25 protein-coding genes are annotated in these 25,251 nt (G+C 28.8%); all 25 read left to right on the forward strand.

The window, feature by feature from the left end; genetic code table 11:
- Positions 1–689 (forward strand): hypothetical protein (locus AST99_RS18680; RefSeq protein ID WP_198151382.1); only part of this gene is annotated, 689 nt, incomplete at its 5' end.
- The gene (rfbB, locus tag AST99_RS02805; RefSeq protein ID WP_057778925.1) at positions 679–1,698 is read left to right on the forward strand and encodes a dTDP-glucose 4,6-dehydratase; all 1,020 of its coding nucleotides are present in this window, start codon (positions 679–681) and stop codon (positions 1,696–1,698) included. The genes AST99_RS18680 and rfbB, both read left to right, overlap by 11 nt.
- Before the next feature lies 1 nt (position 1,699).
- Positions 1,700–2,563 (forward strand): glucose-1-phosphate thymidylyltransferase RfbA, encoded by an 864-nt coding sequence (gene rfbA / locus AST99_RS02810; protein ID WP_057778927.1) that lies wholly within the window; start codon positions 1,700–1,702, stop codon positions 2,561–2,563.
- 3 nt (positions 2,564–2,566) lie between these two features.
- Positions 2,567–3,112 carry a dTDP-4-dehydrorhamnose 3,5-epimerase gene (rfbC, locus tag AST99_RS02815; protein WP_057778929.1) on the forward strand — a complete coding sequence of 182 codons (546 nt, stop codon included), beginning with the start codon at positions 2,567–2,569 and terminating at the stop codon, positions 3,110–3,112.
- Positions 3,112–3,960: a dTDP-4-dehydrorhamnose reductase gene (gene rfbD, locus AST99_RS02820; protein WP_057778931.1), complete on the forward strand. Its 849-nt coding sequence runs from the start codon at positions 3,112–3,114 to the stop codon at positions 3,958–3,960. The genes rfbC and rfbD overlap by 1 nt, the downstream gene beginning before the upstream one ends.
- On the forward strand, positions 3,961–4,755 hold the full coding sequence (gene cysQ, locus AST99_RS02825; protein WP_057778933.1) for a 3'(2'),5'-bisphosphate nucleotidase CysQ: 795 nt from the start codon (positions 3,961–3,963) through the stop codon (positions 4,753–4,755).
- Positions 4,756–4,825: 70 nt separating this feature from the next.
- Positions 4,826–5,245: a DUF2061 domain-containing protein gene (locus AST99_RS02830; protein WP_057778934.1), complete on the forward strand. Its 420-nt coding sequence runs from the start codon at positions 4,826–4,828 to the stop codon at positions 5,243–5,245.
- Positions 5,245–5,850 carry an adenylyl-sulfate kinase gene (gene cysC, locus AST99_RS02835; protein ID WP_057778936.1) on the forward strand — a complete coding sequence of 202 codons (606 nt, stop codon included), beginning with the start codon at positions 5,245–5,247 and terminating at the stop codon, positions 5,848–5,850. Before AST99_RS02830 ends, cysC begins: the two co-directional genes overlap by 1 nt.
- On the forward strand, positions 5,843–6,754 hold the full coding sequence (gene cysD / locus AST99_RS02840; RefSeq protein ID WP_057778938.1) for a sulfate adenylyltransferase subunit CysD: 912 nt from the start codon (positions 5,843–5,845) through the stop codon (positions 6,752–6,754). Before cysC ends, cysD begins: the two co-directional genes overlap by 8 nt.
- Positions 6,755–6,787: 33 nt before the next feature.
- Entirely contained in the window at positions 6,788–8,041 is a 1,254-nt protein-coding gene (locus tag AST99_RS02845) for a sulfate adenylyltransferase subunit 1 (protein WP_057778940.1), read from the forward strand.
- A 251-nt stretch (positions 8,042–8,292) separates the two neighbouring features.
- Complete coding sequence (locus AST99_RS02850; RefSeq protein ID WP_057778942.1) at positions 8,293–8,847, forward strand: hypothetical protein; 555 nt, start codon at positions 8,293–8,295, stop codon at positions 8,845–8,847.
- A 33-nt stretch (positions 8,848–8,880) separates the two neighbouring features.
- Positions 8,881–10,110 (forward strand): lipopolysaccharide biosynthesis protein, encoded by a 1,230-nt coding sequence (locus tag AST99_RS02855; protein WP_198151384.1) that lies wholly within the window; start codon positions 8,881–8,883, stop codon positions 10,108–10,110.
- Positions 10,111–10,185: 75 nt separating this feature from the next.
- Positions 10,186–11,091 (forward strand): IS1595-like element ISFoal1 family transposase, encoded by a 906-nt coding sequence (locus tag AST99_RS02860; protein WP_057779044.1) that lies wholly within the window; start codon positions 10,186–10,188, stop codon positions 11,089–11,091.
- A gap of 53 nt (positions 11,092–11,144) precedes the next feature.
- Positions 11,145–12,308 carry a polysaccharide pyruvyl transferase family protein gene (locus tag AST99_RS02865; protein WP_057778946.1) on the forward strand — a complete coding sequence of 388 codons (1,164 nt, stop codon included), beginning with the start codon at positions 11,145–11,147 and terminating at the stop codon, positions 12,306–12,308.
- Positions 12,305–13,528, forward strand: coding sequence for a Coenzyme F420 hydrogenase/dehydrogenase, beta subunit C-terminal domain (locus AST99_RS02870; RefSeq protein WP_057778948.1), 1,224 nt, complete (start codon positions 12,305–12,307; stop codon positions 13,526–13,528). The genes AST99_RS02865 and AST99_RS02870 overlap by 4 nt, the downstream gene beginning before the upstream one ends.
- Complete coding sequence (locus tag AST99_RS02875; protein ID WP_057778950.1) at positions 13,521–14,459, forward strand: sulfotransferase family protein; 939 nt, start codon at positions 13,521–13,523, stop codon at positions 14,457–14,459. The genes AST99_RS02870 and AST99_RS02875 overlap by 8 nt, the downstream gene beginning before the upstream one ends.
- Positions 14,449–15,453 (forward strand): glycosyltransferase family 2 protein, encoded by a 1,005-nt coding sequence (locus AST99_RS02880; RefSeq protein ID WP_057778952.1) that lies wholly within the window; start codon positions 14,449–14,451, stop codon positions 15,451–15,453. The genes AST99_RS02875 and AST99_RS02880 overlap by 11 nt, the downstream gene beginning before the upstream one ends.
- Positions 15,450–16,763, forward strand: a complete 1,314-nt coding sequence (locus tag AST99_RS02885; protein ID WP_057778954.1) for a hypothetical protein — start codon at positions 15,450–15,452, stop codon at positions 16,761–16,763. Before AST99_RS02880 ends, AST99_RS02885 begins: the two co-directional genes overlap by 4 nt.
- Entirely contained in the window at positions 16,753–17,910 is a 1,158-nt protein-coding gene (locus AST99_RS02890; protein ID WP_057778958.1) for a glycosyltransferase, read from the forward strand. The genes AST99_RS02885 and AST99_RS02890 overlap by 11 nt, the downstream gene beginning before the upstream one ends.
- Entirely contained in the window at positions 17,897–19,141 is a 1,245-nt protein-coding gene (locus AST99_RS02895; protein WP_057778960.1) for an O-antigen ligase family protein, read from the forward strand. The genes AST99_RS02890 and AST99_RS02895 overlap by 14 nt, the downstream gene beginning before the upstream one ends.
- A 93-nt stretch (positions 19,142–19,234) precedes the next feature.
- Positions 19,235–20,347 carry a glycosyltransferase gene (locus AST99_RS02900; protein ID WP_057778962.1) on the forward strand — a complete coding sequence of 371 codons (1,113 nt, stop codon included), beginning with the start codon at positions 19,235–19,237 and terminating at the stop codon, positions 20,345–20,347.
- A 99-nt stretch (positions 20,348–20,446) separates the two neighbouring features.
- On the forward strand, positions 20,447–22,111 hold the full coding sequence (locus AST99_RS02905) for a tetratricopeptide repeat-containing sensor histidine kinase (RefSeq protein WP_157486288.1): 1,665 nt from the start codon (positions 20,447–20,449) through the stop codon (positions 22,109–22,111).
- A 2-nt stretch (positions 22,112–22,113) separates the two neighbouring features.
- Positions 22,114–22,779, forward strand: coding sequence for a response regulator (locus AST99_RS02910; protein WP_057778966.1), 666 nt, complete (start codon positions 22,114–22,116; stop codon positions 22,777–22,779).
- Between the two features lie 260 nt (positions 22,780–23,039).
- On the forward strand, positions 23,040–24,107 hold the full coding sequence (locus AST99_RS02915) for a zinc-binding metallopeptidase family protein (RefSeq protein WP_057778968.1): 1,068 nt from the start codon (positions 23,040–23,042) through the stop codon (positions 24,105–24,107).
- Positions 24,108–24,372: 265 nt separating this feature from the next.
- Positions 24,373–25,065, forward strand: coding sequence for a hypothetical protein (locus tag AST99_RS02920; RefSeq protein ID WP_057778970.1), 693 nt, complete (start codon positions 24,373–24,375; stop codon positions 25,063–25,065).
- Positions 25,066–25,251 lie beyond the last annotated feature (186 nt).

A 25,251-nucleotide genomic window follows, 5' to 3' on the forward strand; every position in this document is an offset into this window, starting at 1 on the left:
CTCTAACGGCACAAAGTATAGTTAGTTTAGAAGTAAATCCTGGACCAGAAACAGAAACAGATTTAATTTTAGAATACGAAGAGTTTTTACAGTCGACAGATTCTGCTACCGCTAGTAATTTTACCTATGAGAAGTATTTAAAAGGCAGAGATATTTATTCTTCTAAGATCTTTGAAATAAAAGTAGAAGCCTTAAAAAATAATATTTTCCAACAATTAGAAGGAGGTTTAAATCAGACTTTTGAGAATAAATTTTCTCAAAACTTAATGGATAAACGCAATAAATTACTTGAATTTCAGACAAATAATATAAATTCATCTTTAGTTAAAATTGATTCTTTACAAAAAGTGTATATTTCCGTTTTAAAAGAAGAATCTAAATCCCAATCAAGAAAAGGAATGACTATTGGAGACGGTTTGTCTTTCGAAAAAGATAAGTCAGTAACCAAGGAATATGAGTTGTTTAACAAGGAAGTCGAGTTACGAGCGCAATTAGTTAATCTTGAGAAAGAGCGTTTAGAAGAAGACACTCTTTTTGATGTAGTTTCAGGTTTTCAAAATGTTGGAAATAAAGTAACTGGATTACAGCAGAAATACATATTTAAATTACCATTGCTTATTTTTGTATTATTATATTTAGTCTTTGCAACAATAAAAATTATTAAATTTATAAAGAATTATGAAGGATAAAACTTCAATTTTAGTTACCGGAGGAGCAGGGTTTATTGGCTCTAATTTTGTACCATATTTTTTAGAAGAAAACCAAGATATTCATCTTGTTAACCTCGATAAGTTAACCTATGCTGGAGATGTAGCTAATGTGTCTGAAGTAGAGGGTAATCCTAATTACACTTTTGTTGAAGGGGACATCTGCGATCGTAACTTAATTGAAGAATTATTTGAAAAATATAAATTTTCTGGAGTGATTCACTTTGCAGCAGAATCTCATGTAGATAATTCAATTAAAAATCCAGATGCTTTTATGCAGACGAATATTTTTGGAACTTTTAATTTAATTGATGTTGCTAAAAAACATTGGATGAATGGACCTTTTGAATTTAAAGAAGGTTGCGAGAATAATAAATTCCACCATATTTCTACAGATGAGGTTTATGGAACTTTAGGAGAAACAGGTTTGTTTTTGGAATCGACTCCATACGCACCAAATAGTCCATACAGTGCATCTAAAGCCTCTTCAGACTTTGTTGTTAGAAGTTATTTTCACACTTATGGTATGAATGTTTTAACAACAAACTGTTCTAATAACTATGGACCAAAGCAACACGACGAAAAATTAATCCCAACCATTATTAGAAAAGCATTATCTGGAGAAGATATTCCTATTTATGGCGATGGAAAAAATATTAGAGATTGGTTATATGTTTTAGATCATTGTAAAGGAATTGCTTTGGTATACAAAACAGGTAAGTTTGGTGAAACTTATAATATTGGAGGTAGAAATGAACGTGATAATATGTACATCGTAAATACAATATGTGGTATTTTAGATGGAATATATCCAAAAGATAAACCTTATGCTGATCAAATTACGTTTGTAAAAGACCGTGCAGGACATGATTTCCGTTATGCAATTGACGCAACAAAATTAGAAAATGAATTGGGATGGAAAGCCGATGAAAATTTTGAAACTGGAATCAAGAAAACTATAGAGTGGTATATCAATAAATATAAAAATTAAGATGAAAGGAATTATTTTAGCAGGAGGATCAGGAACCAGACTACATCCTCTAACTTTATCAGTTAGTAAGCAGTTAATGCCAATTTATGATAAACCGATGATTTACTATCCGTTATCTACATTGATGTATGCTGGGATTAATGAGATTTTAATTATTTCTACTCCAAAAGATTTACCATTATTTAGAGATTTATTAGGTGATGGTGAAAAATTTGGCTGTAAGTTCGAATTCGCTGTTCAAGATGCGCCAAACGGATTAGCAGAAGCTTTTATTATTGGAGCAGATTTTATTGGAGATGATAAAGTAGCTTTAATTTTAGGAGATAACATCTTTTATGGTACAGGTTTAGCTAAATTGTTACAAGCTAATAATGATCCTGAAGGCGGTATTATTTATGCTTATCGTGTTCACGATCCAGAACGTTATGGTGTAGTAGATTTTGATGAAAATGGTCATGCTATTTCAATTGAAGAAAAACCAGAGCAACCTAAATCAAATTATGCTGTCCCTGGAATTTATTTTTATGATAATTCTGTAGTTGAAATTGCTAAAAATATCGAGCCTAGTCATAGAGGAGAATTAGAAATTACAGATGTAAATAAAGTATATTTAAAACAAGGTAATCTAAATGTAAGTATTCTGGATAGAGGAACAGCTTGGTTAGATACAGGTACATTTCAATCTTTATTACAAGCCTCTCAATTTGTTGAAGTGCTAGAAGAGCGTCAAGGATTGAAAATTGGATCTATTGAAGCTGCTGCTTTTGAAATGGGTTACATTTCTGCAGAGCAATTTGAAGCTTTAGCACAACCTCTAATGAAGAGTGGTTATGGAAGAAATTTACTTGGATTACTAAATAAATAATCAATGACTGTTACAGAAACTAAATTAAAAGATTGTTTTGTTTTAGAACCACAAGTCTTTGGTGATAAAAGAGGTTACTTCTTAGAATCTTATAATGCAGAAACATTCAATAAGCTTACAGGTCTAAATGTTACTTTCGTTCAAGATAACGAGTCGTTTTCATCTAGAGGTGTTTTAAGAGGACTTCATTATCAATTAGGGGAACATGCACAAGCAAAATTAGTTCGTGTGGTTAAAGGAGAGGTTTTGGATGTAGCCGTAGATATTAGAATAGGTTCTCCAACTTTTGGCCAACATGTTGCTGTAAAATTAACCGAAGAGAATAAAAAACAACTATTTGTGCCTCGTGGATTTGCACATGGCTTTGTTGTTTTAAGTGAAACAGCTATTTTTTCTTATAAGTGTGATAATTTCTACAATAAAGCATCTGAAGGTGGAATTATTTACAATGATAAGACTATAGATATAGACTGGAAGATTAACGAAAGTGAGATGTTAATTTCAGAAAAAGATATTATTTTACCATCACTTGAAAACGCTTCTTTATAATGAAAATTTTAGTAACCGGAGGAAACGGGCAATTGGCTGCATGTATAAAAGATGTGAGTAAAGGTCTGAACGATTTAGAATTTATATATACAGATTCAGAAGATTTAGATATTACAAATCAGCAACATGTTGCTGAATTTTTTCAAAACAATAATATCGATTGGTGTATTAATTGTGCAGCTTATACAGCTGTAGATAAAGCTGAAACAGATGTTGACTTAGCTCGTAAAGTAAATAAAGATGGCGCTAAAAATTTAGCACTAGCTTGTAAGTCTAAAAATGTCAAGTTAATTCATGTGTCTACAGATTTTGTGTTTGATGGTACATCTTCAACGTTATATTCAGAAACAGATAGTTCTGAACCTATAGGAGTATATGGTCTTACTAAATTAGAAGGCGAACACGCTATTCAAGATAATTTAGAGTCTTATTTCATATTGCGAACGTCTTGGTTATATTCTGAACATGCAAATAATTTCATGAAAACAATGCTACGCTTAGCGGAAACACGTCCTGAATTAAGTGTTGTTGCAGATCAGATAGGTACACCAACATATGCAACAGATTTAGCAAGTGTAATGTTGAATATTATAAATAATAATTCAACTAATTACGGTCTATATCATTACAGTAATGAAGGTGTAGCTAGTTGGTACGATTTTGCTGCTGCGATTTTCGAAATTGCAGATACAAAAACAAAAGTTTTTCCTATTAAAACAGAAGCTTATCCTACACCTGCTGCAAGACCTCAGTTTAGTGTCATGGATAAATCAAAAATAAAGGAAACTTTTAAAATTGAAATTCCACATTGGAGAGACAGTTTAAAAGTGGCTTTAAAAAATTTATAAATGAATCAAAATTTAAAAATCGCAATTGAAGCGTCATTAAAAGCTGGAGAAATTATCATGGAAGTGTATAATACGCCTTTTAATGTAGAGTTAAAAGATGATAAATCGCCCTTAACAGAAGCTGATAAAAAGGCTAATGATATTATCAATTCGTTTTTAGTCCCTACTGAAATTCCAATAATCAGTGAAGAGAACAAACAAACAGATTATTCAATAAGAAAAAATTGGGAAACGTGCTGGGTTGTAGATCCTGTAGATGGTACCAAAGAGTTTATTAAACGTAATGGTGAGTTTACAGTAAATATTGCTCTTGTAACTGATGGAAAACCAGTTTTAGGCGTTATTTACGTGCCAGCTGTTAAAACGTTATATTATGCAGATGTATCAAACCAGGAAGGTTATAAGGTTGAACTGGATGAGCATAATACACCTATTGACTATGTTTTAGAACATGCTGTTAAATTAGAACCAAAAGGAGCGGGTTCAAACCCAATTCAAGTAGTAGGAAGTCGTTCTCATATGAGTCAGGACACATTAGACTACGTAGATACTTTAAAAACAGACGGGAAAGAAGTGGAAATCGTATCTAAGGGTAGTTCTTTAAAGTTTTGTTTAGTTGCAGAAGGGAATGCCGATGTGTATCCTAGATTTGCACCTACAATGGAATGGGATACTGCTGCAGGCCAGTCAATTTGTAATGCTGTTGGTATCGATGTAATATCTAAAGAAACGAATAGTACATTATTGTATAACAAAGAAAATTTATTAAATCCTTTTTTCCTAGTAACTCTATAGGATAATTGTTTTTGATGAAAAAATGTTTACTTTTGTTCTAATCATAATGGAGACATAAGTCTGTATAATAATGAAAGATACATCACATAAAAGACATATTTTTAAAGCCATAACTTGGCGTATTGTCGGTACAATAGACACTATTTTATTGTCTTGGTTAATTTCAGGAGACCCATTAACAGGACTAAAAATAGGATTTGCAGAAATTACAACTAAAATGGTGCTTTATTACTTACATGAGCGTGTATGGTTTAAAGTAGACATGGAGGAAAGTAATAAACGTCATATCTTTAAGACCATAACTTGGCGTGTTGTAGGAACATTAGATACTATGACTTTAGCTTGGTTAATTTCAGGAGATCCAATGATTGGCTTAAAAGTAGGAGGAACAGAAGTATTGACTAAAATGATTTTATATTATTTACATGAAAAATTATGGTATAAGATTAATTTTGGATTAGATAAAAATAAACGTCATAATCACGAATAATGAAAGAGCATATCATACCTCACGATTATCAAATATCAAGAGAAGATAGACATAAAAAAAACTCACATAACTCATTTTTAATGTGGTTTACAGGATTGTCTGGTTCAGGTAAATCGACTATAGCTAATGTTGTTGAGCAAAAATTGTTTCAAAAAGGAATTAAAACCTATACATTAGATGGCGATAATATCAGAAAAGGAATCAATAATGATTTAACATTTGCACCTGAAGATCGTACCGAAAATATTAGACGTATTGCAGAAATTTCTAATTTAATGATAGATGCTGGAGTAGTAACTTTAGCAGCATTTGTTTCTCCTTATAAAAAAGATAGAGAAAACATTAAGAATATCGTTAATGATGATAACTTTGTAGAAATCTATATCAATACAAGTGTAGAGGAATGCGAACGCAGAGACGTTAAAGGACTTTATAAAAAGGCTAGAGCAGGAGAAATCAAGAATATGACAGGGATTTCTGCACCTTACGAAGTTCCTGAAAACCCTGCTATTGAAATAAAAACAGAAGAAGTAACTGTGGAAGACGCAGCGAATACAATAATAGAATATATATTACCTAAATTAAAAATAGAGAGCAATGAGTAGTAATAAGTATTATTTAAATTACTTAGATGAATTAGAAAGTGAAGCCATCTACGTATTAAGAGAAGTTTGGGCTCAGTTTCAAAATCCAGTAATTCTATTTTCAGGAGGAAAAGACTCGATTGTAATTACACATTTGGCTAAAAAGGCATTTTACCCAGCTAAAATTCCTTTTCCTTTAATGCACGTAGATACAGGACACAATTTTCCTGAAACGATTAAATTTAGAGATGATATTATTAAAGAATTAGGTGTAAGCTTAATTGTTGGTTCTGTTCAAGAATCAATAGACGATGGTAGAGTTGCTGAAGAAAAAGGTAAAAATGCTACACGTAACGCATTACAAATTACAACACTTCTAGATGCTATTGAATCTAATAAAGTGGACTGTGCTATAGGTGGAGGACGACGTGATGAAGAGAAAGCAAGAGCAAAAGAACGTTTCTTTTCGCATAGAGATGATTTTGGACAATGGGATCCAAAAAATCAACGTCCTGAACTTTGGAACATATTTAATGGAAAATATTTTGAAGGTGAACACTTTAGAGCATTTCCTATTAGTAACTGGACAGAAATGGATGTGTGGAATTATATTAAACGTGAAAATATTGCTATCCCGTCTTTATACTTTGCGCATGAACGTGAAGTGGTTTGGAGACAAGATGCATGGATTCCAAATTCAGAATTTTTAGTGTTAGAAGATCACGAAGAGGTTGTAACAAAGAAAATACGATTTAGAACATTAGGAGATATTACGATTACTGGTGGTATTGAATCTGAAGCTGATACATTAGCTAAGATTGCAGACGAGGTTGCTGGGATGCGCCAAACAGAACGAGGAAACAGAAGCGATGATAAACGATCGGAATCTGCAATGGAAGACAGAAAACGTCAAGGATACTTTTAATCAACAATCAATAATTTTTAGAATACGTAGCATATGTTAGATAATAACCAATTATTAAGATTTACAACAGCTGGAAGTGTAGATGATGGAAAAAGTACCTTAATTGGTCGCCTACTATACGATTCAAAATCTATTTTTGAAGACCAGTTACAGTCAATAGAAAATACAAGTAAGAAAAAAGGACATGCAGGTGTCGATTTAGCACTATTTACAGACGGTTTAAGAGACGAACGTGAGCAAGGAATAACAATAGACGTTGCTTACAGATACTTTACAACACCAAAGCGTAAATTTATTATAGCAGATACACCTGGCCATATTCAATATACAAGAAATATGGTAACAGGAGCTTCTACAGCAAATGTTGCTACCATTTTGGTAGATGCTAGACATGGTGTGATTGAACAAACCAAACGTCATGCATTTATCGCATCTTTATTAAATATTCCGCATGTAATTGTTTGTGTGAATAAAATGGATTTAGTCGATTATTCAGAAGAAGTATTTAACAATATCGTGTCTCAATTCGAAGAAATATCGTCTAAGATGTTAATCAAAGATGTTCGATTTATTCCTATGAGTGCTTTAGAAGGAGATAATGTTGTTAACCGTTCAAAAAACATGGACTGGTACCAAGGATCTCCTATGTTAAACATGTTAGAAACCATGCACATTAGTAGTGATGTGAATAAGGTAGATGCACGTTTTCCTGTACAAACTGTATTGAGACCTCAAAACGATACACATAGAGATTATCGCGGTTATGCCGGTAGAGTTGCTAGTGGTGTACTTCGTGTAGGAGATGAAATTACCGTTATGCCATCTGGATTTACTTCGGTTATTAAAGGTATAAATTTAAACGACCAGCAATTAAGTGAAGCTTTTGCACCGCAATCTGTATCTATTGAATTAGAAGATGATATTGATATTGGAAGAGGAGATATGATTGTGCGTTCAAATAACAAACCTGAGGCGTCTCAAGACGTAGAAGTGATGTTATGTTGGTTAAATAATACTGCAGCTAAGCCACGTGCTAAATATACTGTTAAACACACGTCTAACGATCAGAAAGCAATGATTAAAGATGTAGTGTATAAAATAGATATTGAAAGCTTAAATCGCGTAGAAGGAGATGATACTTTGGCTATGAATGATATTGCTAAAGTTAAAATTAGAACAACAAAACCTTTAATGATAGATTCTTATCGCGAAAACCGTATGACAGGGAGTATTATTTTAGTTGATGATACTACAAATGAAACTGTTGCCGCAGGTATGATTGTATAAAATAAATTGATGATATCTCATATAAAAAAAGCTGCTTATTTATAAGCAGCTTTTTTTATATGAGATATTCTGTGTTTACAAGAAAAAATATAATCTAATTGAAATTAGAATGTTAAGAGTTGTTAATTATATTTTTTGAATTTAGACATTATTTTATGTGAGTAGTTTACAAAAATAAAGTATAGATATAAATTACTACAGGGGTTAAATAAGAATACTATTGTATCTTTGGATTCCAAATTTTTTAATAAATGAACTTGAGAAATACATTGATAATTTTATTGTTTTTAGCTTTTTCTTGTAAAAATGATAGCGGTAACGGAGATAACAAAATAAATAAGAATTCATCTAATAAGATTCAAAATGTATACTATGGGTACACTTTAATTTTAAACGCAGTCGTTAAGGAGGATGATTATTTCTTAATTAATTATATTACAGAGTATGAAGATAAAAAATTCATTAAGAATAATGTCATTGAAGTTAAAGTGAATGGTTCAAATACTATACAGAAGATCGAATTTAAAATTCCTGATGATGTTACGGAATTACATAGATTACGATTTAATTTTGGAAGAAATAGAGAACAAAAGTCAGTGTCTTTTAAAAATATCACTATTAAGAAAAATTCTAAGGAATTGATTCTTGATATAAAACAAATTAAAAGATTTTTCATTTCTAATGCTTATTTAGATATAGATTATGAAAATGGTACTTTTACTTTAAAAGAAAATCAAGGTGAATATAATCCTTTTATTTTAAGTAAGTGGAGCCTATGGTCTTTAATAAATAAAAGTTTAGGATAGTATTATTATACTAATATTATAAAATAGTACATCTTGAGAAAAAGAATAAAGGAAAAGGTTTTAAGTAAAAAAGATGTTTTTCTATTTACAATAGCTAATTTATTTAGAAGAGCAACTAATTTTATTTTTGTTATTCTATTAGCAAGAATATTGAATTTGGAGACGCTTGGTGAGTATAGTTCTTATACTTATTTTATTTCATTATTTATAGTAGTCACAAATTTTGGGTTTAATGAGTTTATAATAGCAAATTCAGAAGATGAAAAGATATTAAAGATTAATTTTACAGGTTTTTTTCTTTTTTCTTTATTAATTTTATCAGTGTTTTTTTTAATAGCTACTTGTTTTAACATACCCAACTATAGTTTATTTCTTTTAGTCGGAATAAAAATTTTCTTGGACACCTCTCTTATAAAAGTTCTTTTATCTTATTTTCAAGTGCTTAAAAAAGTAAATAAACTTACAGTTAGTTATCTTTTATCGAGTATACTTATTTTAATTTTCTTACTAGTAGCTTACTATTTTGAAAGTAGTATATATATCTTTTTAATTGTTTATTGTATAGGACTTGTAATTTTGTATTTCATTGCATTATTAGAAATTAAGCCCTTTGTTAAAATAAATTTTAGAAAGTTTTATGAAACAAATATTTTAAAAATAAAATATTATGGTTTGTCTTATATTACTGTTTCTATTTATATGTTAATACCCAATGTTTTTGCGGCATTATTTATTGGTAAAGAAGAATTAGGAATCTATCAAGTCGCTTATTCAATAGCAAATGTAATATTACTTGTATCTATTTCATTTATACAATATTCTTATAGTGGGTTTTTAAAAATTAAATGTAAAAAAGCCTTTACAAATCGATTAAAAAACATTATCAAACAAGTTTTTTTAATAAATACTATTGTTATCTTTTTCTTCTTCTTTTTTGGTAAATTTATATTAATAAATATTTATGGATCAGAAGTCTTTGAAGACTCTTGGTCATTATTAATGATATTATTATTAGCTAATATAATTCAATCTATATCTAGTGTTTTGGCTATAACCTTAATAATTGCAAAATTACAAAAGGTAAAATTTAAATTGAATTTAGAATTAATAATTTTATCTCTAATATGTTCTAGTTTATTTATCTATCTATTTCAAATTTATGGTGTTGTTTTAAGTTTTATTATTGTATATGCATATAGTTTTTTTAGGTTTGCGGTTATAAATAAGAATGTACTTAATAAGTTTGAGAAATTTATTAAGTAATTATAAAATATTAAAATGTATATCCGTAATTAATCAAGTAGTATTAAAATGTATATTTATTTAAAATCTACTTTTATGAATATCTTTAGTTTTACAGCCCATTTTGATAGTGAAGCATCTTGTATTTCTCATTTTAAATCAGAGAGAGATAAGATAGGAATTATATGTAAATGTGGTCATACCGAGCATTATTGGATAAAAAGTAAATTAAGTTATCAATGTAAAAAATGTAACAAGCGAAAGACTTTAAAGAGTGGTACCATTTTACAAGATTCTAACCTTCCTTTTATGGTTTGGTATAAAACTATTTTTTTAATGACAGCTACTAAAAAAGGCTTTTCTTCCAAGGAAATTCAAAAGCAATTAGGTTGGAAAAGATATGAACCTATTTGGGCTATGGTTCATAAATTACGTAAGGCTATGGGTAATAGAGATGCTAAGTACACTCTTGAAGGAATGATTGAAATGGATGAAGGTTATTTTACTGTGGAATCCTCAGAATTAGAGCAATCTAAGGGAGTTAGGGGACGTGGAGCTGTTGGAAAGAAGAATGTAGCTGTTATGGCTGAATCTACAGTATTAGAAGATACTCAAACAGGAGAAAAACAAAGACAAGCTAGATATTTTAAAGCTAAAGTTTTAGAATCTCATCGAGCAGAGCACATCAACGAAGTGATTGAAGATTCTTTAGATGAAAAGAGTATTGTTTTTACAGATAAAAGTACATCTTATATAGATATTTCTGATTTTGTAGAGCTACATATTACTGAAAAATCTAACAAAGAAACCACTGAAAAAACCCTAAAATGGGTACATATTACAATTAGTAATGCAAAAAGAAATTTTCTTGGAAACTATCATAAGATTAAAGGAAAGTATCTTCAATTATACCTCAATGAATTTATATATAAACTCAATCGTAGATATTTTGGAGAAAAGCTATTCGATAGGCTTGTAATTGCTAGTATTACTGGATTGTGATGAAAAACGGATATTCATAAAATATAATATAAAAGTTAAGTAAATAGAGATTAATGAGTAAAAATATTGTTTTGCTAGGAGCTTCGTTAGAAAGTGATAATAGAGGTGTAAATGCATTAGGAATTGGAGCTTTAACCTTATTAAAATATAATTATAAAAGTATTAATCCTAATATAATTACTTTAGGTCCACAAGAAAAAACTGTTGAAAAGTATATTTGGGTAGATAATAATAAGTTATTAGTTAAAATACATTATTTTAATTCTAAAACATTATATTTTGCTTCTTTAACCTCTTATAGATCCCCTTCAACTAATAAACTTATTAATATAATAAATGAGTCTGATTTGTTTTATGATATAAATGAAGGGGATAGTTTTAGTGATATTTATGGTTTTAAAAGAATTTTAAGACATTTTGCCGATGCAAATTTAGTGCTAAAGCTAAATAAAGAGCTAGTTTTCTTGCCACAAACAATAGGACCATTTAATACACTCATTGGTAAAATATTGTCTAAACAAATTTTAAGTCGTCTAAATAAAATTTATGTTAGAGATGAAAAATTTGTTCATAATTTAAATCAATTAGGACTAAAGTTTACCAAAACTATTGACATGGCTGTCTATATGAGTCCAAGTAAAGTTGATTTTAAGGTTCCTGCTAACACAATCGGATTAAATGTTAATGGCCTAATGTTTTATAATAGTTATAAATCTATGGAAGGTAAATATAATTATTATAAAATGTTTATAAAGGAACTAATTGATTCTTTTATATGTGAAGGTTTTAGTATTATTTTAATTCCACATACATATAATCAAATAAGGCCTAACAGAGAAGATGATTTAGAAGCAATTAAAGATTTAAAAAACACTGTTTATAGTCAAAATAATAACGTGCTTTATTTCGATAAAGATTACGATGCTCAACAAATTAAATATATTATATCTCAAACAATATTTTTTGCTGGATCACGAATGCATTCTTGTATAGCAGCCCTTTCTAGGTCTGTACCTACCGTCGGATTGGCCTATTCTTATAAATTTAGTGGTACATTTAATATGTTTAGTTGCGGTGATCATGTATTAAATTTAGTTAATCTTAAAAAAGAAGAAATACCAGATTTCATAAAAAAGATACATGCTATTTTTAATAATAGAGCTGATACTAAAAGTAAGCTTTTAGAAACAAATAATAGGGAATTGTTAAAATTATGAATCTATTAGAAGAAGTTATAGATCAGGATGTATGTGCAGGCTGTGGCTTGTGTGCTTCGATTAGTGATAAAATAGAAATGAAGCTTTCAAAAGAAGGATTCTTAAGACCTGATTTTTTACCAAATTCTATTTCAGACGATACTTTAGAGGATATTAGTAAATTTTGTCCTGGAATAATTGTTAAGCATGATTTAAACTATGATGTTTCAAATGTTTCTGATAATGTTTGGGGACCTTATTTTAACATAAGTAGTGGGTTTGCAACAAAAAAGGATGTAAGATACAATGGGTCTTCGGGAGGCGTTTTAACTGCTCTGTCAGTGTTTCTTTTAGAAACAAAAGAGGTGGATTGTATAGTTCATGTGGGAGCGGGAACTAAATTACCATATTTGAATGAAACTAAAGTGAGTTTTACTACGGAAGATGTCTTGAGTAATTCTGGTTCTCGATATGCGCCTTCATCACCTTTAGAGGTGATTAAAAGCTTATTAGAGGATAATCTTATTTTTGCTGTTGTAGCAAAACCTTGCGATATTTCGGCTATTAGAAGGTATCTTAATGTGAAATCAGAGTTTAAAAAAAACATTAAGTATTTGTTTTCTTTTATGTGTGCTGGTGTACCTAGCATTGAAGGAACAAAAGAGACTATAAAAAAATTGAATGTTGATATAAATAATGTTAAAACTCTAAAGTATAGGGGAGAAGGCTGGCCTGGTTTTTTTAAAGTTGTTGATAAAAATAGCAAAGAATATAAAATGAGCTATAATGAATCTTGGGGGGGGATTTTAAATAAGCATTTACAGTTTAGATGTAAAATTTGTATAGATGGTACTGGTGAGTTTGCAGATATTACCTGTGCAGATGCCTGGGATGAGGCTAAGGGTGGTTATCCTAGTTTTCAAGAAAAAGAAGGTCAAAGTCTCATTATAGAAAGGACCTCAAAAGGAGTAGAACTTATTAATAAAGCAATTAAAGGAGGGTATATTATAAAAAATAAACCCTTTAATTTGAGAGATATTGATAAAATACAACCATATCAATTGACTAGAAAACAAAATATTATTTCCAGAAAAATGGCACTTAAAATGTTAGGTTATAATTTGCCTAATTATAATTTAAGGTCATTACTCTCTTTAACCGTTAATCAAAGTCCTCAAAAAATAGCAAAAAATTTTGTTGGTATGTTTTTGAGAAAACTAAAACAGAAAAAACATGACTAAAACTTTTAAGAGATTTTTTGTGATCGGTACGGCAAAGTCAGGTACAACATCAATATATCAATATTTAAGTCAACATCCAGAAATTTTTTTACCTAATGTAAAAGAGATTCATTATTATTCAGATGCTACGTCTAAAGTTGATTTTGATTTTATTAAACCTAAAAAAAATAAAACATATCATACTAAAGTAATAAAAGATAAAAAAACTTATAATTCGCTTTTTGAAAATGCCACAACAGAAACATATTTAGGGGATTGTAGCCCTTCATATTTTTATGACAAAAAAGCGGCAAGAAAAATATTTAATGACTATCCAAAAGCAAAAATAATAGTGGTTTTGCGAGATCCGATAGATAGAGCATACTCTCAGTATTTAATGGAAAGACGATTAGGTATAGAGGCAAATGATAATTTTCTTGACGCTCTTAAATCAGATTTTCAAAATACAAAACAACGCATTTGGGGTATAGATCACTTATATGTTGATCATGGAATGTATTACCATCAATTACAAGAATATAGAAAGTTTTTTAGAGACGATCAAATTCTTTGTGTGTCTTTTCAAGATCTCACAAAAGATACAGAAAAATCTCTAAAGGAAATTTCTAGGTTTTTAGAAATCGATTCTAATTTTCCTTTTGAATTAGAAATTGTCCATAACAAATATAAAACTCATAGAAATTCTTTAACTAAAATTATATTAAATCATAAAAGCAAATTGTTTTCAGTAATGGATTATTTTCCCAAAAGCACAATTGATTTTATTAAAGGTATTTTTTTTAAAGAAACAGATAAACCGATTATGGATAAGAATGCGTTAAAATATTTGCAGAAAGTTTATGATCAGGACATCAAAAACTTAAAAAACGATTCTCTTATAAGTTCTGATTTTTATAATTATTTAACTAGACATTTTGAGAATGGAGAATAATTATTGTGCCATAATTTTATTAAATTTTAATGCATGGGAGGATACAATAGAATGTTTGGAATCTGTTTTTAAACTCGAGGATGTAAATTATAAAGTATTTGTTGTAGATAATTCTATTAATGATGAATCCGTAAATAAAATTAAATCTTGGGCTGAAGGTAATCAAGAAGTTAAAAATTCAAAAATTAATAGTTTGGTTTATCCTTTAGAGAAAAAACCGATTCCTTATCGCCTTTTTTATGAGGAAGACGATATCGAAGATAATGACACTTCTCTAATTTTAATTAGGGCAAATCAAAACAAGGGGTTTGCGGCAGGTAATAATATTGCTTTAAAACATATTGTTAATTCCAGTTTATATAAATTTGTATGGTTATTAAACAATGATACAGTTGTAAAAAAGGATGCTTTAAGTGAACTTGTGAAGGCTACGACTCCCGTAATGGGAATTGTTGGTAGTGTATTAGTTTATTATCATAAACCCGAATTAATTCAAGGTGTTGGAGGGAGGTTGAATAAATGGTTTGGGACTTCAAAACCTATATTGAACGGTAAGTTTCTAAGTTCTTTAAATGAAAATGAAAAAATAGACTACCCTATAGGGGCTTCCATGTTAGTGACCAAATTGTTTTTAGAACAAGTAGGATTGATGGAAGAATCTTATTTTCTATATTATGAAGAATTGGATTGGGTTATAAGAGGAAAAAAGAAGGGTTTTAATACAAAATATGCGAAGAATTCAATTGTTTATCATAAAGTAGGTGCAAGTATAGGTACAGGTAAAGCCTTAGTTAGAAGTGAGTTTTCAGACTACTATACGCTTAAAAATAGATTAAAGTTTACTAAGAAATATTATTTTAGATACCTTCCATTTACATATATTGGTTTTTTGATTGTAATTTTTAATAGATTGAAAAGAGGTCAAATTAAATATGCAAAAAATGCTATTATGATAATGTTTGATAGACCAATTTCTAAATTTAAAAAGATATGAAATTGAAGGTTTCAAAAAAGAAACTATATTCTATTTGGTTATTTATCTTAATGTTGACAATCATTTGGCAAGATTTTTATTTAAGTACCGTAATAGGCAGAATAGGGTCAACTCCTTTAGTTGTCCTTTGCCCTTTTTTATTAGCATTTGAAATTTATACAGCTTTTACTAATAAGAAATGGCTAACAATAGGAGGAGATATAGGACTATTGTTTGTATCCTTTTTAGCATTATTTCTAATAGTAAGTTGTGTTTATATTTCGTTTACAGTATTTTTTGGTGAGATTAGTTATTTAGGTGAGAATATCATTGTAAAAACTCTCAAACAATCAGTATATTATATTTTTATTATCCTTTTGATTAGGAATTTAGATAATACTTTAACTAAAATTGATTCAGAGAAAATAGTCTCAAACCTTTCCTTTTATATCATTTTAATATTATTTGTAGTACTGTTAGTCGAAATAATGGAAATTAATAAGAATTGGATATGGCCTCAAAAACCAAGTGCTTGGAATTTTCTTCATTCAAATAGACATGAATATTATTGGCGTATTAGATTATTAACAGCCGAATCTAGTTTTACAGGAACAATGGTGATGTTTTTTAGCTTGTTATCACTTTTATACACTAAAAGTAAACTAAGGTATTTTGTAGTAATTTTTTTCTTTCTAGTTTACCTATTTAATACGGATAGTAAGGGTTTCTTGTTGTCTTTTATTCTCGCCTTTATTTTATATATTATATTTAAAATTAAACCTAAATATTTACTATTTGGTATTCTAATAGCAGGTATTATTTTTACTTTTTTTATTGTTCCTTATTTATCTCCTGAAAAAATTCATTCTTATTCAGTTTCATTAATGACTAGGTATACTGGTCTTATTGCAGGCTTATATTCTGTTATTTTTCATCCAATTGGTACGGGGGGATTAAACTATGTGTATACGTTAAATTATTTGGATGAAGTGAGTAAAATTACCAAGGTTATTTTAGGCGATTTTGCGAATACGGCTGAAATTCAAATTTATTTAGAAAGAGGTAGTGATAAAAATATTGATATAAAATCTACAATTGGACATTGGGCAATTACTTTAGGTGTTTTTGGAGTAGGTTTATACATTTATATGTGTTATAAATTAATAATTTATAACAAGAGTAATTCTTATTTATTATTTGGAACTTTTTTCTTCATTTTTATGACCATATTTGTTTTACCAATTGAAATGGAGTATCCATGTATTATGTTTTTGGTCGTATCTCAATTTATTTATTTAAAAAATAAAAATCAATTAGTTCATGAGTCTTAAAAAATCTGTTCTTGTTGTGTCAGCTTTTTTTCCATACCCAACCTTATTTGGAGGCGCATATGATATATGGGAAAAAATAAAAGGTTTACATCGTTTAGGTTTGGAAGTTCACTTATTGTTTACCGCGAAAACAAAACCAAAAGAAGTAGATGTTTTTGAAGTCGAAAAATATGTTTCAAAGCTGTATTTTGTTCAAAGAAAAAATAGAATTATAGATCTGTTTTCTCAAAAACCTTTGCAAATTATGTCAAGAAAAGGGCTTGAGAGTATAATTATAAATCGTGATTTCGATTTTATTTTACTAGAGTCAGAATATGTGAGCTTAGTATTGAAAAATAAAACATTTAATGCAAAAAAGTATATATTAAGAGTTCATAACGATGAGTCAAAATATTTTAATGAATTATCTAAAAGCACTTCTAAAATTTTTAAAAAAGCATACTATTTTTCTGAAGAGATAAAATTTAAACGATTAAGAAGTAGTTTGTACAATAAAATAGACAGACTGTGGTTTATTTCTTTAGATGAATTGGAACGTTTAGGTCAGAGAAAAAATAACGCAATTCATTTACCACCTCCGATTAATCAAAAATTTGTTAACCGTGATTTAAAAGGAAGACAAGTTTTGTTTGTAGGCTCATTATATATGGATAACAATCTAGAAGCTATTCTGTGGTATTTGAAGAATGTTCATGATTTTGTAGCAAATGAATTTTTAGATTATAAATTAATTATTTGTGGAAGTACTGGTGATAAAGGAGAAGAGTATTTCAGAGCTTTATTTAGTAAATATGAAAGAATTGATTTGCAATTAAATATAAAGGATTTAGAGGTTATATATAACTTTTCAAGTGTTTTTATTAATCCTATGAGACATGGCACAGGCGTTAAATTAAAATCAATAAATGCAATTGTAAATGGGCTACCAGTAATTTCTACGACAATTGGAAGTGAAGGTGTTGGTCTAATAAATAAAGAAATGTTTTTTGAAGCTAATACTCCTGAAGAGTTTAAAATAAACACGATAAATTTATTGAAAACTAAAGATAAAAGTATAACAGTGATAAAAGCTCAAGAGCACCTGAGAAGTACAAATTATTTAACTATCCTAGAAAAAGAAATTAAGAGTTTAGATGTTCGTAAATAAAGTTAATAATATAGCTCTAATTTTAATAGCTAGTTTCCCTTTAATAGGAATGCGTTTAACTATTTGGGTAATTATTTTGTTTTGTGTAACAAGTTTAATAGAAGGAGTACAAAATAAACCTATTAAAAATATATTTAAAAACAGTAAATCAATATTGATTTTAAGCAGCTATTATTTAATAGCTATTTTATCTTTCATTATAACTCATAATGTTACAGAGGGAATGAAAGATTTAGAGACTAAAGCAGCTTTTTTAGTCTTTCCTGTTTTTGTTTTTTTGATTAGAGATAAAATAACTAGTAGTTTAATCAAAAAAATTATTTTATGTTTTAGTGTTTCAAATGTAATATTGGCCTTATATATCTGGGCCGTAATTTTTAAAAAAGGAGTAGTAAAGGTTTTAGAATCGGATAATTATTATAATCCGATTGTTAGGAAGATTTTCAGTGAAATTAGTGGATATCATTTGCCTTATTTAGGTTTGTTATTTGGATTTTCATGTATTATTTTTTTTAGTTTTCTATTAGAAAAGACGATTAAAAAAAAGTTTAAGGCTCTATTTTTTATTTCAATTATAATCCTTTTTATTTCCATGATATTTTTTACCGCAAGAATGGCTCTATTTTGCACTTTTATTGCGTTTACTTTTTATGGACTATCTTTTTTAAGAAAGAAAATTATAATTAAAATAGGAATTTTATTTATAATTATAGCATTAAGCCTTTCTTTTTTAAATCCGATTAAAAGGAGGTTTTATGAAATTTCCAATATTGAATTTAAACTGCCAAAAACACATGAAAATTCTAAAAATGTTAATTTTAGGTTAGGAATATATTATTGTGGAATGGAAACTCTTAAAACTAATTGGATTTTAGGTTTAGGTTTAGGGAATGTTCAAAAAGAACTAAATATTTGTTATGAAAGTTTAGATTATAGTTCATATGATGATTTTGTTATGCGCAGGTATAATACGCACAATCAGTATTTAAATGCATGGTTAACCTATGGTATATTTGGTCCTATATTTCTTTTAGGATACTTACTTTTAATGTTTAAAGGTTCTACAAAGCTTCACAAGTCTTTAGTAATAATTTTCTTTTTAGCATTATTAACCGAAAATTTGTTTGAAAGGGAGGCAGGGGTAATGCTATTTGCTTTTTTTAATACTTTATTTTATTATTTAAAATTAAATCAAAAAAAAAGCAATCCAAAAGTGGTACTAGTTAAATAATAATTTAAGAAACTTTCTGTTATTTTTTAAGCAAACATAATACCTTCATTATAATTATTATAAATATGTGTTTTTACATTTAAACCTGTGTATATGAAAAAAGCGTTAGTACATGATTGGTACTATGTAAATGGTGGTGCAGAAAAAGTGATTCAATCGTTTAATTCCATTTGGGATGATTTTGACCACTTTGCACTTATTGATTTTTTGAATGAAAAGGATAGATCAGATGTTTTAAATGGGGCGTCTGTAAATACAAGTTTTATACAAAAATTGCCTACTGCTAGTAAAAATCATAGAAAGTTTCTTCAATTGTTTCCATACGCTATAGAGCAATTTAATTTAAGTAATTATGATTTAATATTAAGTTCTTCTGCAGCAGTAGCAAAAGGTGTTTTGACAAATCAAAACCAATTACATATTTGCTATTGCCATTCACCTATGCGCTATGCTTGGGATTTGTATCATCAATACCTAGAAGAGGCTAATTTAACCTCCGGTCTTAAATCAATTTATGCAAAATATGTTTTACATAAATTGAGAAACTGGGACATAATATCAAGTAATAGAGTAGATTTTTTTATTGCGAATTCTAATTATATAGCTAAGCGTATCAAAAAAATATACAATAGGGAATCCACTGTAATTTACCCACCAGTAGATGTAAATAATATGCCTTTCTGTGAAGAAAAAGAAAATTTTTATTTTACTGCATCTCGAATGGTGCCTTATAAAAAGATAGAATTAATTGTGAAAACTTTTAATAATCTACCAAATAAAAAACTTTTTGTCTCAGGAGATGGTCCAGAATTTAAAAACATTCAGAAAATAGCAAAGGATAATATAGTGTTATTAGGATTTTTACCTAAAGAGGAACTTCATGATTACATGAAACGTGCTAAAGCTTTTATTTTTGCAGCAGAGGAAGATTTTGGAATTATTCCGGTAGAAGCACAAGCCTGTGGTACACCTGTTATAGCACTAAATAAGGGTGGTTTAAAAGAAACAGTATTAGATAATGTTACAGGTGTGTTTTTTGATGAACAAACTGAGTCTGCAATAGAAAATGCAATTCAAAACTTTGAAAAGAAAACCTTCAATCCATCTGTAATCAGATCACATACAATGCAATTCTCACAGGAGCGTTTTGAACGTGAAATGAAAGATTATGTAAATCAGAAATATCAAGAATTCAAATTGTCATAAAAAGAATAACTAAATACACTCATTACTCACAATCGCTAATCCCAAACATCTTACATTCTTACCTGTAATAAATTCAAAATATCTTCATATTTTTAATGTATGAATGTTTTAATAAACAGAAACTTATTTCTAGGAGTTTTCATCCTAATATTTGTCTTTCCAATGCATACCGTTTTTGGTTTTCAAAACACAGAAATTGATAGTTTATCGTATTATAATAAGTTGATCTCGAATCTTAATAACGAGACCAATTTAGCCAAAGCTTATGTGTTTTTCGATAAAATGAAAACTGAAAGTATTGCAGAGAAAGATACATCTTATGTGGTGTATTATACTCAGAAAATTTCAATGATACAATATTCTTTAGGAGATTATTATGGTAGTGAAAATTCTGCAGTTGTTGCGCTTTCTTGGTTAAGTCATTCCGATTCCGAATTCGCAAAAACAAATAAAATCGGACTTTATAATAGGCTTGGTAAAATTTATAACGAGCTACTAGATTACGATTTGGCTATTAAATACTACAATAAAAGCCTAAAACTTGCCACAGCTCAAGAACACATTAATATTATTGAAAATAACAGAGCCCTAATTTATATTAAACAAAATAAGTTAGAATTGGCAGAACAAGAATTTGTAAAAATATATAACAACAGTAAGCAGTTAACAGACACTATACAAATCTATAGAGTTTTAGATAATTTAGGGTTTGTACAATCCAAACTAAATAAACCAGAAGGTTTAGAAAATATGCTTAAAGCTTTACGCTTAAAATTGGCAATAAATCATTCAAGTAGTTTATATGCGAGTTATGCACATTTGTTCGAATATTATAAAGATAGGAGCGATTTTAAAACCGCACGGGTCTATGGTAAAAAGGCATATGTATTAGCCAAGCAAATTAATAGTCCGTCGTTTATAGAAAATGCTTTAATTAATCTATTATCTATAGAATCTAACCCTTATATAAATCACTATTTAACCCTTACAGATAGTTTAAAAACAGCTAAACTTTTACAAGAAAATAAATACTCAAAGGCTAAATACGATTATACTGAAACAGAAAATCAAGCTAATGAGAACTTATTAAAAAGGGAACGAGAAAAGCGCTGGAAATTAACGTATTTATCTATTGGAATTTTTATTGCTCTAATGTCTGTCTTTGTGTTTGTATTTCAACGTTACAAATACAAAAAAGAAAAACAGTTCGAGATTTATAATACAAAAACACGTATTTCTAAAAAGATACATGATGAGGTTGCTAATGACATTCATAGCGTTTTAAATAAATTACAAGAACAACCCCACGTTACCGAAGATATATTAGATGATTTAGATGGTATTTATGCTAGAACTCGAGATATTTCAAAAGAAAATAATACGCTCGATGTTGATTCAAATTTCGAAGAACTATTAAATGATTTATTACTTGCTTATAAAAGTAATCGGGTTAACGTAATAAAACAATCTGCTCCAGAGATAGATTGGAACAACATGAAAACGTATAAAAAAGTCGCTATTTATCGCGTAATTCAGGAGCTATTAGTTAATATGAAAAAGCATAGTGAGGCTTCTATTGTTGTTTTAAAGTTTAGTAAAATCAATAAAAAAATTGAAATATTTTATAGTGATAATGGACTTGGTTGTAAATTAAAAAAAGGATTTGGAATCCATAATACGGAAAACCGTATAAATACTATTAAAGGAACTATTACATTTGAAACTGAACCAGGTAAAGGTTTTAAAGCTAAAATAGTTATATAGCCATGTTTAAAAAAGTTTTAATAGTAGATGATTACGATGTTGTAAACGAAGGAGTATTAACAGTACTCAATACTAAAGGTGTTATTAATGTTGAAAAAGCTCAATATTGTGACGATGCCTTTCTTAAACTTAAAAAAGCCGATTTAGATAAGGAGCCATTTGATCTATTAATTACAGATTTATCTTTTAAAGAAGATTTTCATGAAGGGGAAATTCTTTCAGGAGACGAACTTGTTATCGCAGTAAGAGGATATGGGCTTACGTTGCCAATTATAGTGTATTCTATGGAAGATCGTTTACAACGTGTAAGAACATTAATTAATAAATATAATGTAAACGCATATGTCTGTAAAGGCCGCAGAAGTTCTTTGGAATTAGGGCAAGCAATACTCGATATACAAGACAAAAAAATATTTCTATCACCACAAGTACAAAATGCATTAAGTCCTCATGCTAGTTTAGAAATCCAAGACTACGATATTAACCTTATTAATTATCTGTCTCAAGGTTTATCACAAAGCGATATTAGCACATTGTTAGAACAGCAAAACATTACTCCGCGTAGTTTAAGCTCTATAGAAAAGCGTCTCAATAAATTAAAAGTAGATTTTAAAGCTAAAAACGTAACTCATTTGGTTGCTATTGTGAAAGATTTAGGATTGATTTAAAAAATACCTTTTACTATTTTGGTTTGATTTGTACTTTGTATAAATTTACAGCATTATCAGTTTTATAAAGGTTAAAAGAGCTTCTATTACACATGTCTTAGGTGTATTACTAGCTCTTTTTTAATTTGTATTTAAAAGGATTCAATTCAAAAAAATACAAATCATTAGCTCTTCCATTTTTCGATTAAAAATTAGATTATATTTGGTGCTAAATTATTAAGTATAACCAGTAATAATTTACCTCTAAAACGTCTTTTCTTATGAAAATATTTCAGTGTAGTCATTGTAGTTTTCCAGTGTTTTTCGAAAATACAACTTGCGAAAGTTGTGGATCGGCCTTGGGATATTTAGACATTAATAATGAAATACTATCTAACAGCACTAGCAATTTGCAATGGGTTGTTAACGGCGATAAATACATTTACTGCAAGAATAAAAGTTTACATGCGTGTAATTGGTTAGTGCCTATTGATGATGACAATGGATTTTGTACCTCTTGCGATTTAAACAGAACCATTCCAGATTTAACCGTTCCCGAATATTACGAACGTTGGCAAATTATGGAAATTGCAAAACACAGACTTATCTATACGTTAAAGCGATTAGAACTTCCTACTATAAGTAAATTTGATGATCCTGAAGGTGGATTGTTTTTCGATTTTCTTTCTGAAGAAGTTGCTAATGCAGGAGAAAAGAAAATAATGACAGGTCATGCAAATGGTGTTATTACAATTCTTTTAGCAGAAGCAGATACTGTAACTCGTGAAGAGATGCGTATTTCTTTAAATGAAAAATACAGAACCTTAATTGGACACTTTAGGCATGAAGTTGGTCATTACTATTGGGATCTGATTTTCAGAAATAATGATACTTTTTTAAAAGAATACAGAGATCTATTTGGAGATGAAACTTTAGATTATGGAGAGGCTTTACAGGAACACTATAAGAATGGGGCGCCTAAAAACTGGAAAGATAACTTTATAAGTACGTATGCATCATCTCATCCGTGGGAAGATTGGGCCGAAACTTGGGCACATTATCTTCACATTCTAGATACTATGGAAACGGCTTATTATTTTGGTTTAGAAGGAAAGCCTAATCTAAAAAATTCGGAACATATGCGTGTGTCTACTTTATATCCTTATAAAGAGAACTTGTCTTTTAAAACCATTCTGGATGAAGTATCCCCGTTGTTTTATGCTGTGAATAGTATTAATAGGTCTATGGGGATTACAGATGTGTATCCTTTTGTAATTTCTAACAAAGTGAAAGAAAAGCTAGAATTTATACATCAAATTGTATGTAGATACAAAAATCAAAGTATTTAAAAGCTCAGCAGTTGTTCATAGATCATACAGTTATAAGTGTATTACCCATTCAGTTTCAAAAAGTGTGTATCGTCTTCATGTATAATTAGTATACGTTAGATACTTAAGTGTATAAAAATTACACACTAATATTATTGTTGTTTTTGTGTTAAAACACTGTTTTACAGTGTTTTATATGTGTTGGCACGTGTATTGCTAATTTATTTCCGATTCCAAGTATGTAATTGGATCTTAAATAAATTAGCAATTTAGAATTACACAACACATGAAAACGGCAATATTAAATACAAACCAATTTAACATTTCAGAAGCTATCTTTAGCGACTTTGAAAGTTTAGATCAGTCTGTATTTAAAAACGAAGCACTTTCACCTGTAAAAATGAATCTTAATAGTAAACTAATATTGGTTAGTGCTTTTTTATTACTTATTGTTACCGTATTTAGTTTATTCGCATTTCAACAATTATTAAAAGGCGTGTATTTAAACCCAATATACCACCCATTAAATTATGGCATTTATATTGTAGCTTCTGGCTGGCTTGTTTTTAATGCAGGAATTTCAATTTACAAATTGTATTTATATTTAAAATTTAAACCTATAGCATCTGTCGCTAATATTATATCTCCAATATCTACAACACTTACTTCAACTTTACAAAGTTTTACATTTAAAAGTAATGATTTTGTAACTTCTATAGAAAATCATTTATCACCTGTATTTGTTAAAGCTAATACGCATATTTCAACTTCCAAAATAGCTATACTAGAAAACTTTTCTATATATAGACAACAAAGTCACATTATGAATTATTTTTTCAATATTCATAACACGTCCTTAAAACACATTAAAACTAATATAAGAATAAACGAGATTCTCGATCACGCATTAAAACGTTTAGACATGAACCTTGTATTATTAACCAAAAAATATAATCGTAATTTAGATTATTCTACATAACAAATTACTAAGAATTAGCATCAATAATTAATAGCAAACAATTGGATTTAAGCCTTCAGAACATATAGTTTTGGAGGTTTTTTTCTTTTTTACTGATATTAATACTCTCATTCACTTAAAAATTTACTTAAACCTTTAAGTAAACAATTTATAGAGTTGTGCTTATAATAGACTTAGCTTGTAAAA

The organism is Formosa algae (assembly GCF_001439665.1).
Lineage (GTDB): Bacteria > Bacteroidota > Bacteroidia > Flavobacteriales > Flavobacteriaceae > Formosa > Formosa algae.

What these genes read in the sequence shown, in the direction of transcription:
- AST99_RS02900 (WP_057778962.1), top strand. Translation starts at nt 19,235, where the DNA reads ATGAAAAAAGCGTTAGTACATGATTGGTACTATGTAAATGGTGGTGCA.
- AST99_RS02860 (WP_057779044.1), top strand. Translation starts at nt 10,186, where the DNA reads ATGAATATCTTTAGTTTTACAGCCCATTTTGATAGTGAAGCATCTTGT.
- AST99_RS02895 (WP_057778960.1), top strand. Translation starts at nt 17,897, where the DNA reads ATGTTCGTAAATAAAGTTAATAATATAGCTCTAATTTTAATAGCTAGT.
- AST99_RS02885 (WP_057778954.1), top strand. Translation starts at nt 15,450, where the DNA reads ATGAAATTGAAGGTTTCAAAAAAGAAACTATATTCTATTTGGTTATTT.
- AST99_RS02875 (WP_057778950.1), top strand. Translation starts at nt 13,521, where the DNA reads ATGACTAAAACTTTTAAGAGATTTTTTGTGATCGGTACGGCAAAGTCA.
- AST99_RS02920 (WP_057778970.1), top strand. Translation starts at nt 24,373, where the DNA reads ATGAAAACGGCAATATTAAATACAAACCAATTTAACATTTCAGAAGCT.
- AST99_RS02880 (WP_057778952.1), top strand. Translation starts at nt 14,449, where the DNA reads ATGGAGAATAATTATTGTGCCATAATTTTATTAAATTTTAATGCATGG.
- AST99_RS02830 (WP_057778934.1), top strand. Translation starts at nt 4,826, where the DNA reads ATGAAAGATACATCACATAAAAGACATATTTTTAAAGCCATAACTTGG.
- cysQ (WP_057778933.1), top strand. Translation starts at nt 3,961, where the DNA reads ATGAATCAAAATTTAAAAATCGCAATTGAAGCGTCATTAAAAGCTGGA.
- rfbB (WP_057778925.1), top strand. Translation starts at nt 679, where the DNA reads ATGAAGGATAAAACTTCAATTTTAGTTACCGGAGGAGCAGGGTTTATT.
- rfbA (WP_057778927.1), top strand. Translation starts at nt 1,700, where the DNA reads ATGAAAGGAATTATTTTAGCAGGAGGATCAGGAACCAGACTACATCCT.
- rfbD (WP_057778931.1), top strand. Translation starts at nt 3,112, where the DNA reads ATGAAAATTTTAGTAACCGGAGGAAACGGGCAATTGGCTGCATGTATA.
- rfbC (WP_057778929.1), top strand. Translation starts at nt 2,567, where the DNA reads ATGACTGTTACAGAAACTAAATTAAAAGATTGTTTTGTTTTAGAACCA.
- AST99_RS02905 (WP_157486288.1), top strand. Translation starts at nt 20,447, where the DNA reads ATGAATGTTTTAATAAACAGAAACTTATTTCTAGGAGTTTTCATCCTA.
- AST99_RS02870 (WP_057778948.1), top strand. Translation starts at nt 12,305, where the DNA reads ATGAATCTATTAGAAGAAGTTATAGATCAGGATGTATGTGCAGGCTGT.
- AST99_RS02915 (WP_057778968.1), top strand. Translation starts at nt 23,040, where the DNA reads ATGAAAATATTTCAGTGTAGTCATTGTAGTTTTCCAGTGTTTTTCGAA.
- AST99_RS02865 (WP_057778946.1), top strand. Translation starts at nt 11,145, where the DNA reads ATGAGTAAAAATATTGTTTTGCTAGGAGCTTCGTTAGAAAGTGATAAT.
- AST99_RS02845 (WP_057778940.1), top strand. Translation starts at nt 6,788, where the DNA reads ATGTTAGATAATAACCAATTATTAAGATTTACAACAGCTGGAAGTGTA.
- cysC (WP_057778936.1), top strand. Translation starts at nt 5,245, where the DNA reads ATGAAAGAGCATATCATACCTCACGATTATCAAATATCAAGAGAAGAT.
- cysD (WP_057778938.1), top strand. Translation starts at nt 5,843, where the DNA reads ATGAGTAGTAATAAGTATTATTTAAATTACTTAGATGAATTAGAAAGT.
- AST99_RS02850 (WP_057778942.1), top strand. Translation starts at nt 8,293, where the DNA reads ATGAACTTGAGAAATACATTGATAATTTTATTGTTTTTAGCTTTTTCT.
- AST99_RS02890 (WP_057778958.1), top strand. Translation starts at nt 16,753, where the DNA reads ATGAGTCTTAAAAAATCTGTTCTTGTTGTGTCAGCTTTTTTTCCATAC.
- AST99_RS02910 (WP_057778966.1), top strand. Translation starts at nt 22,114, where the DNA reads ATGTTTAAAAAAGTTTTAATAGTAGATGATTACGATGTTGTAAACGAA.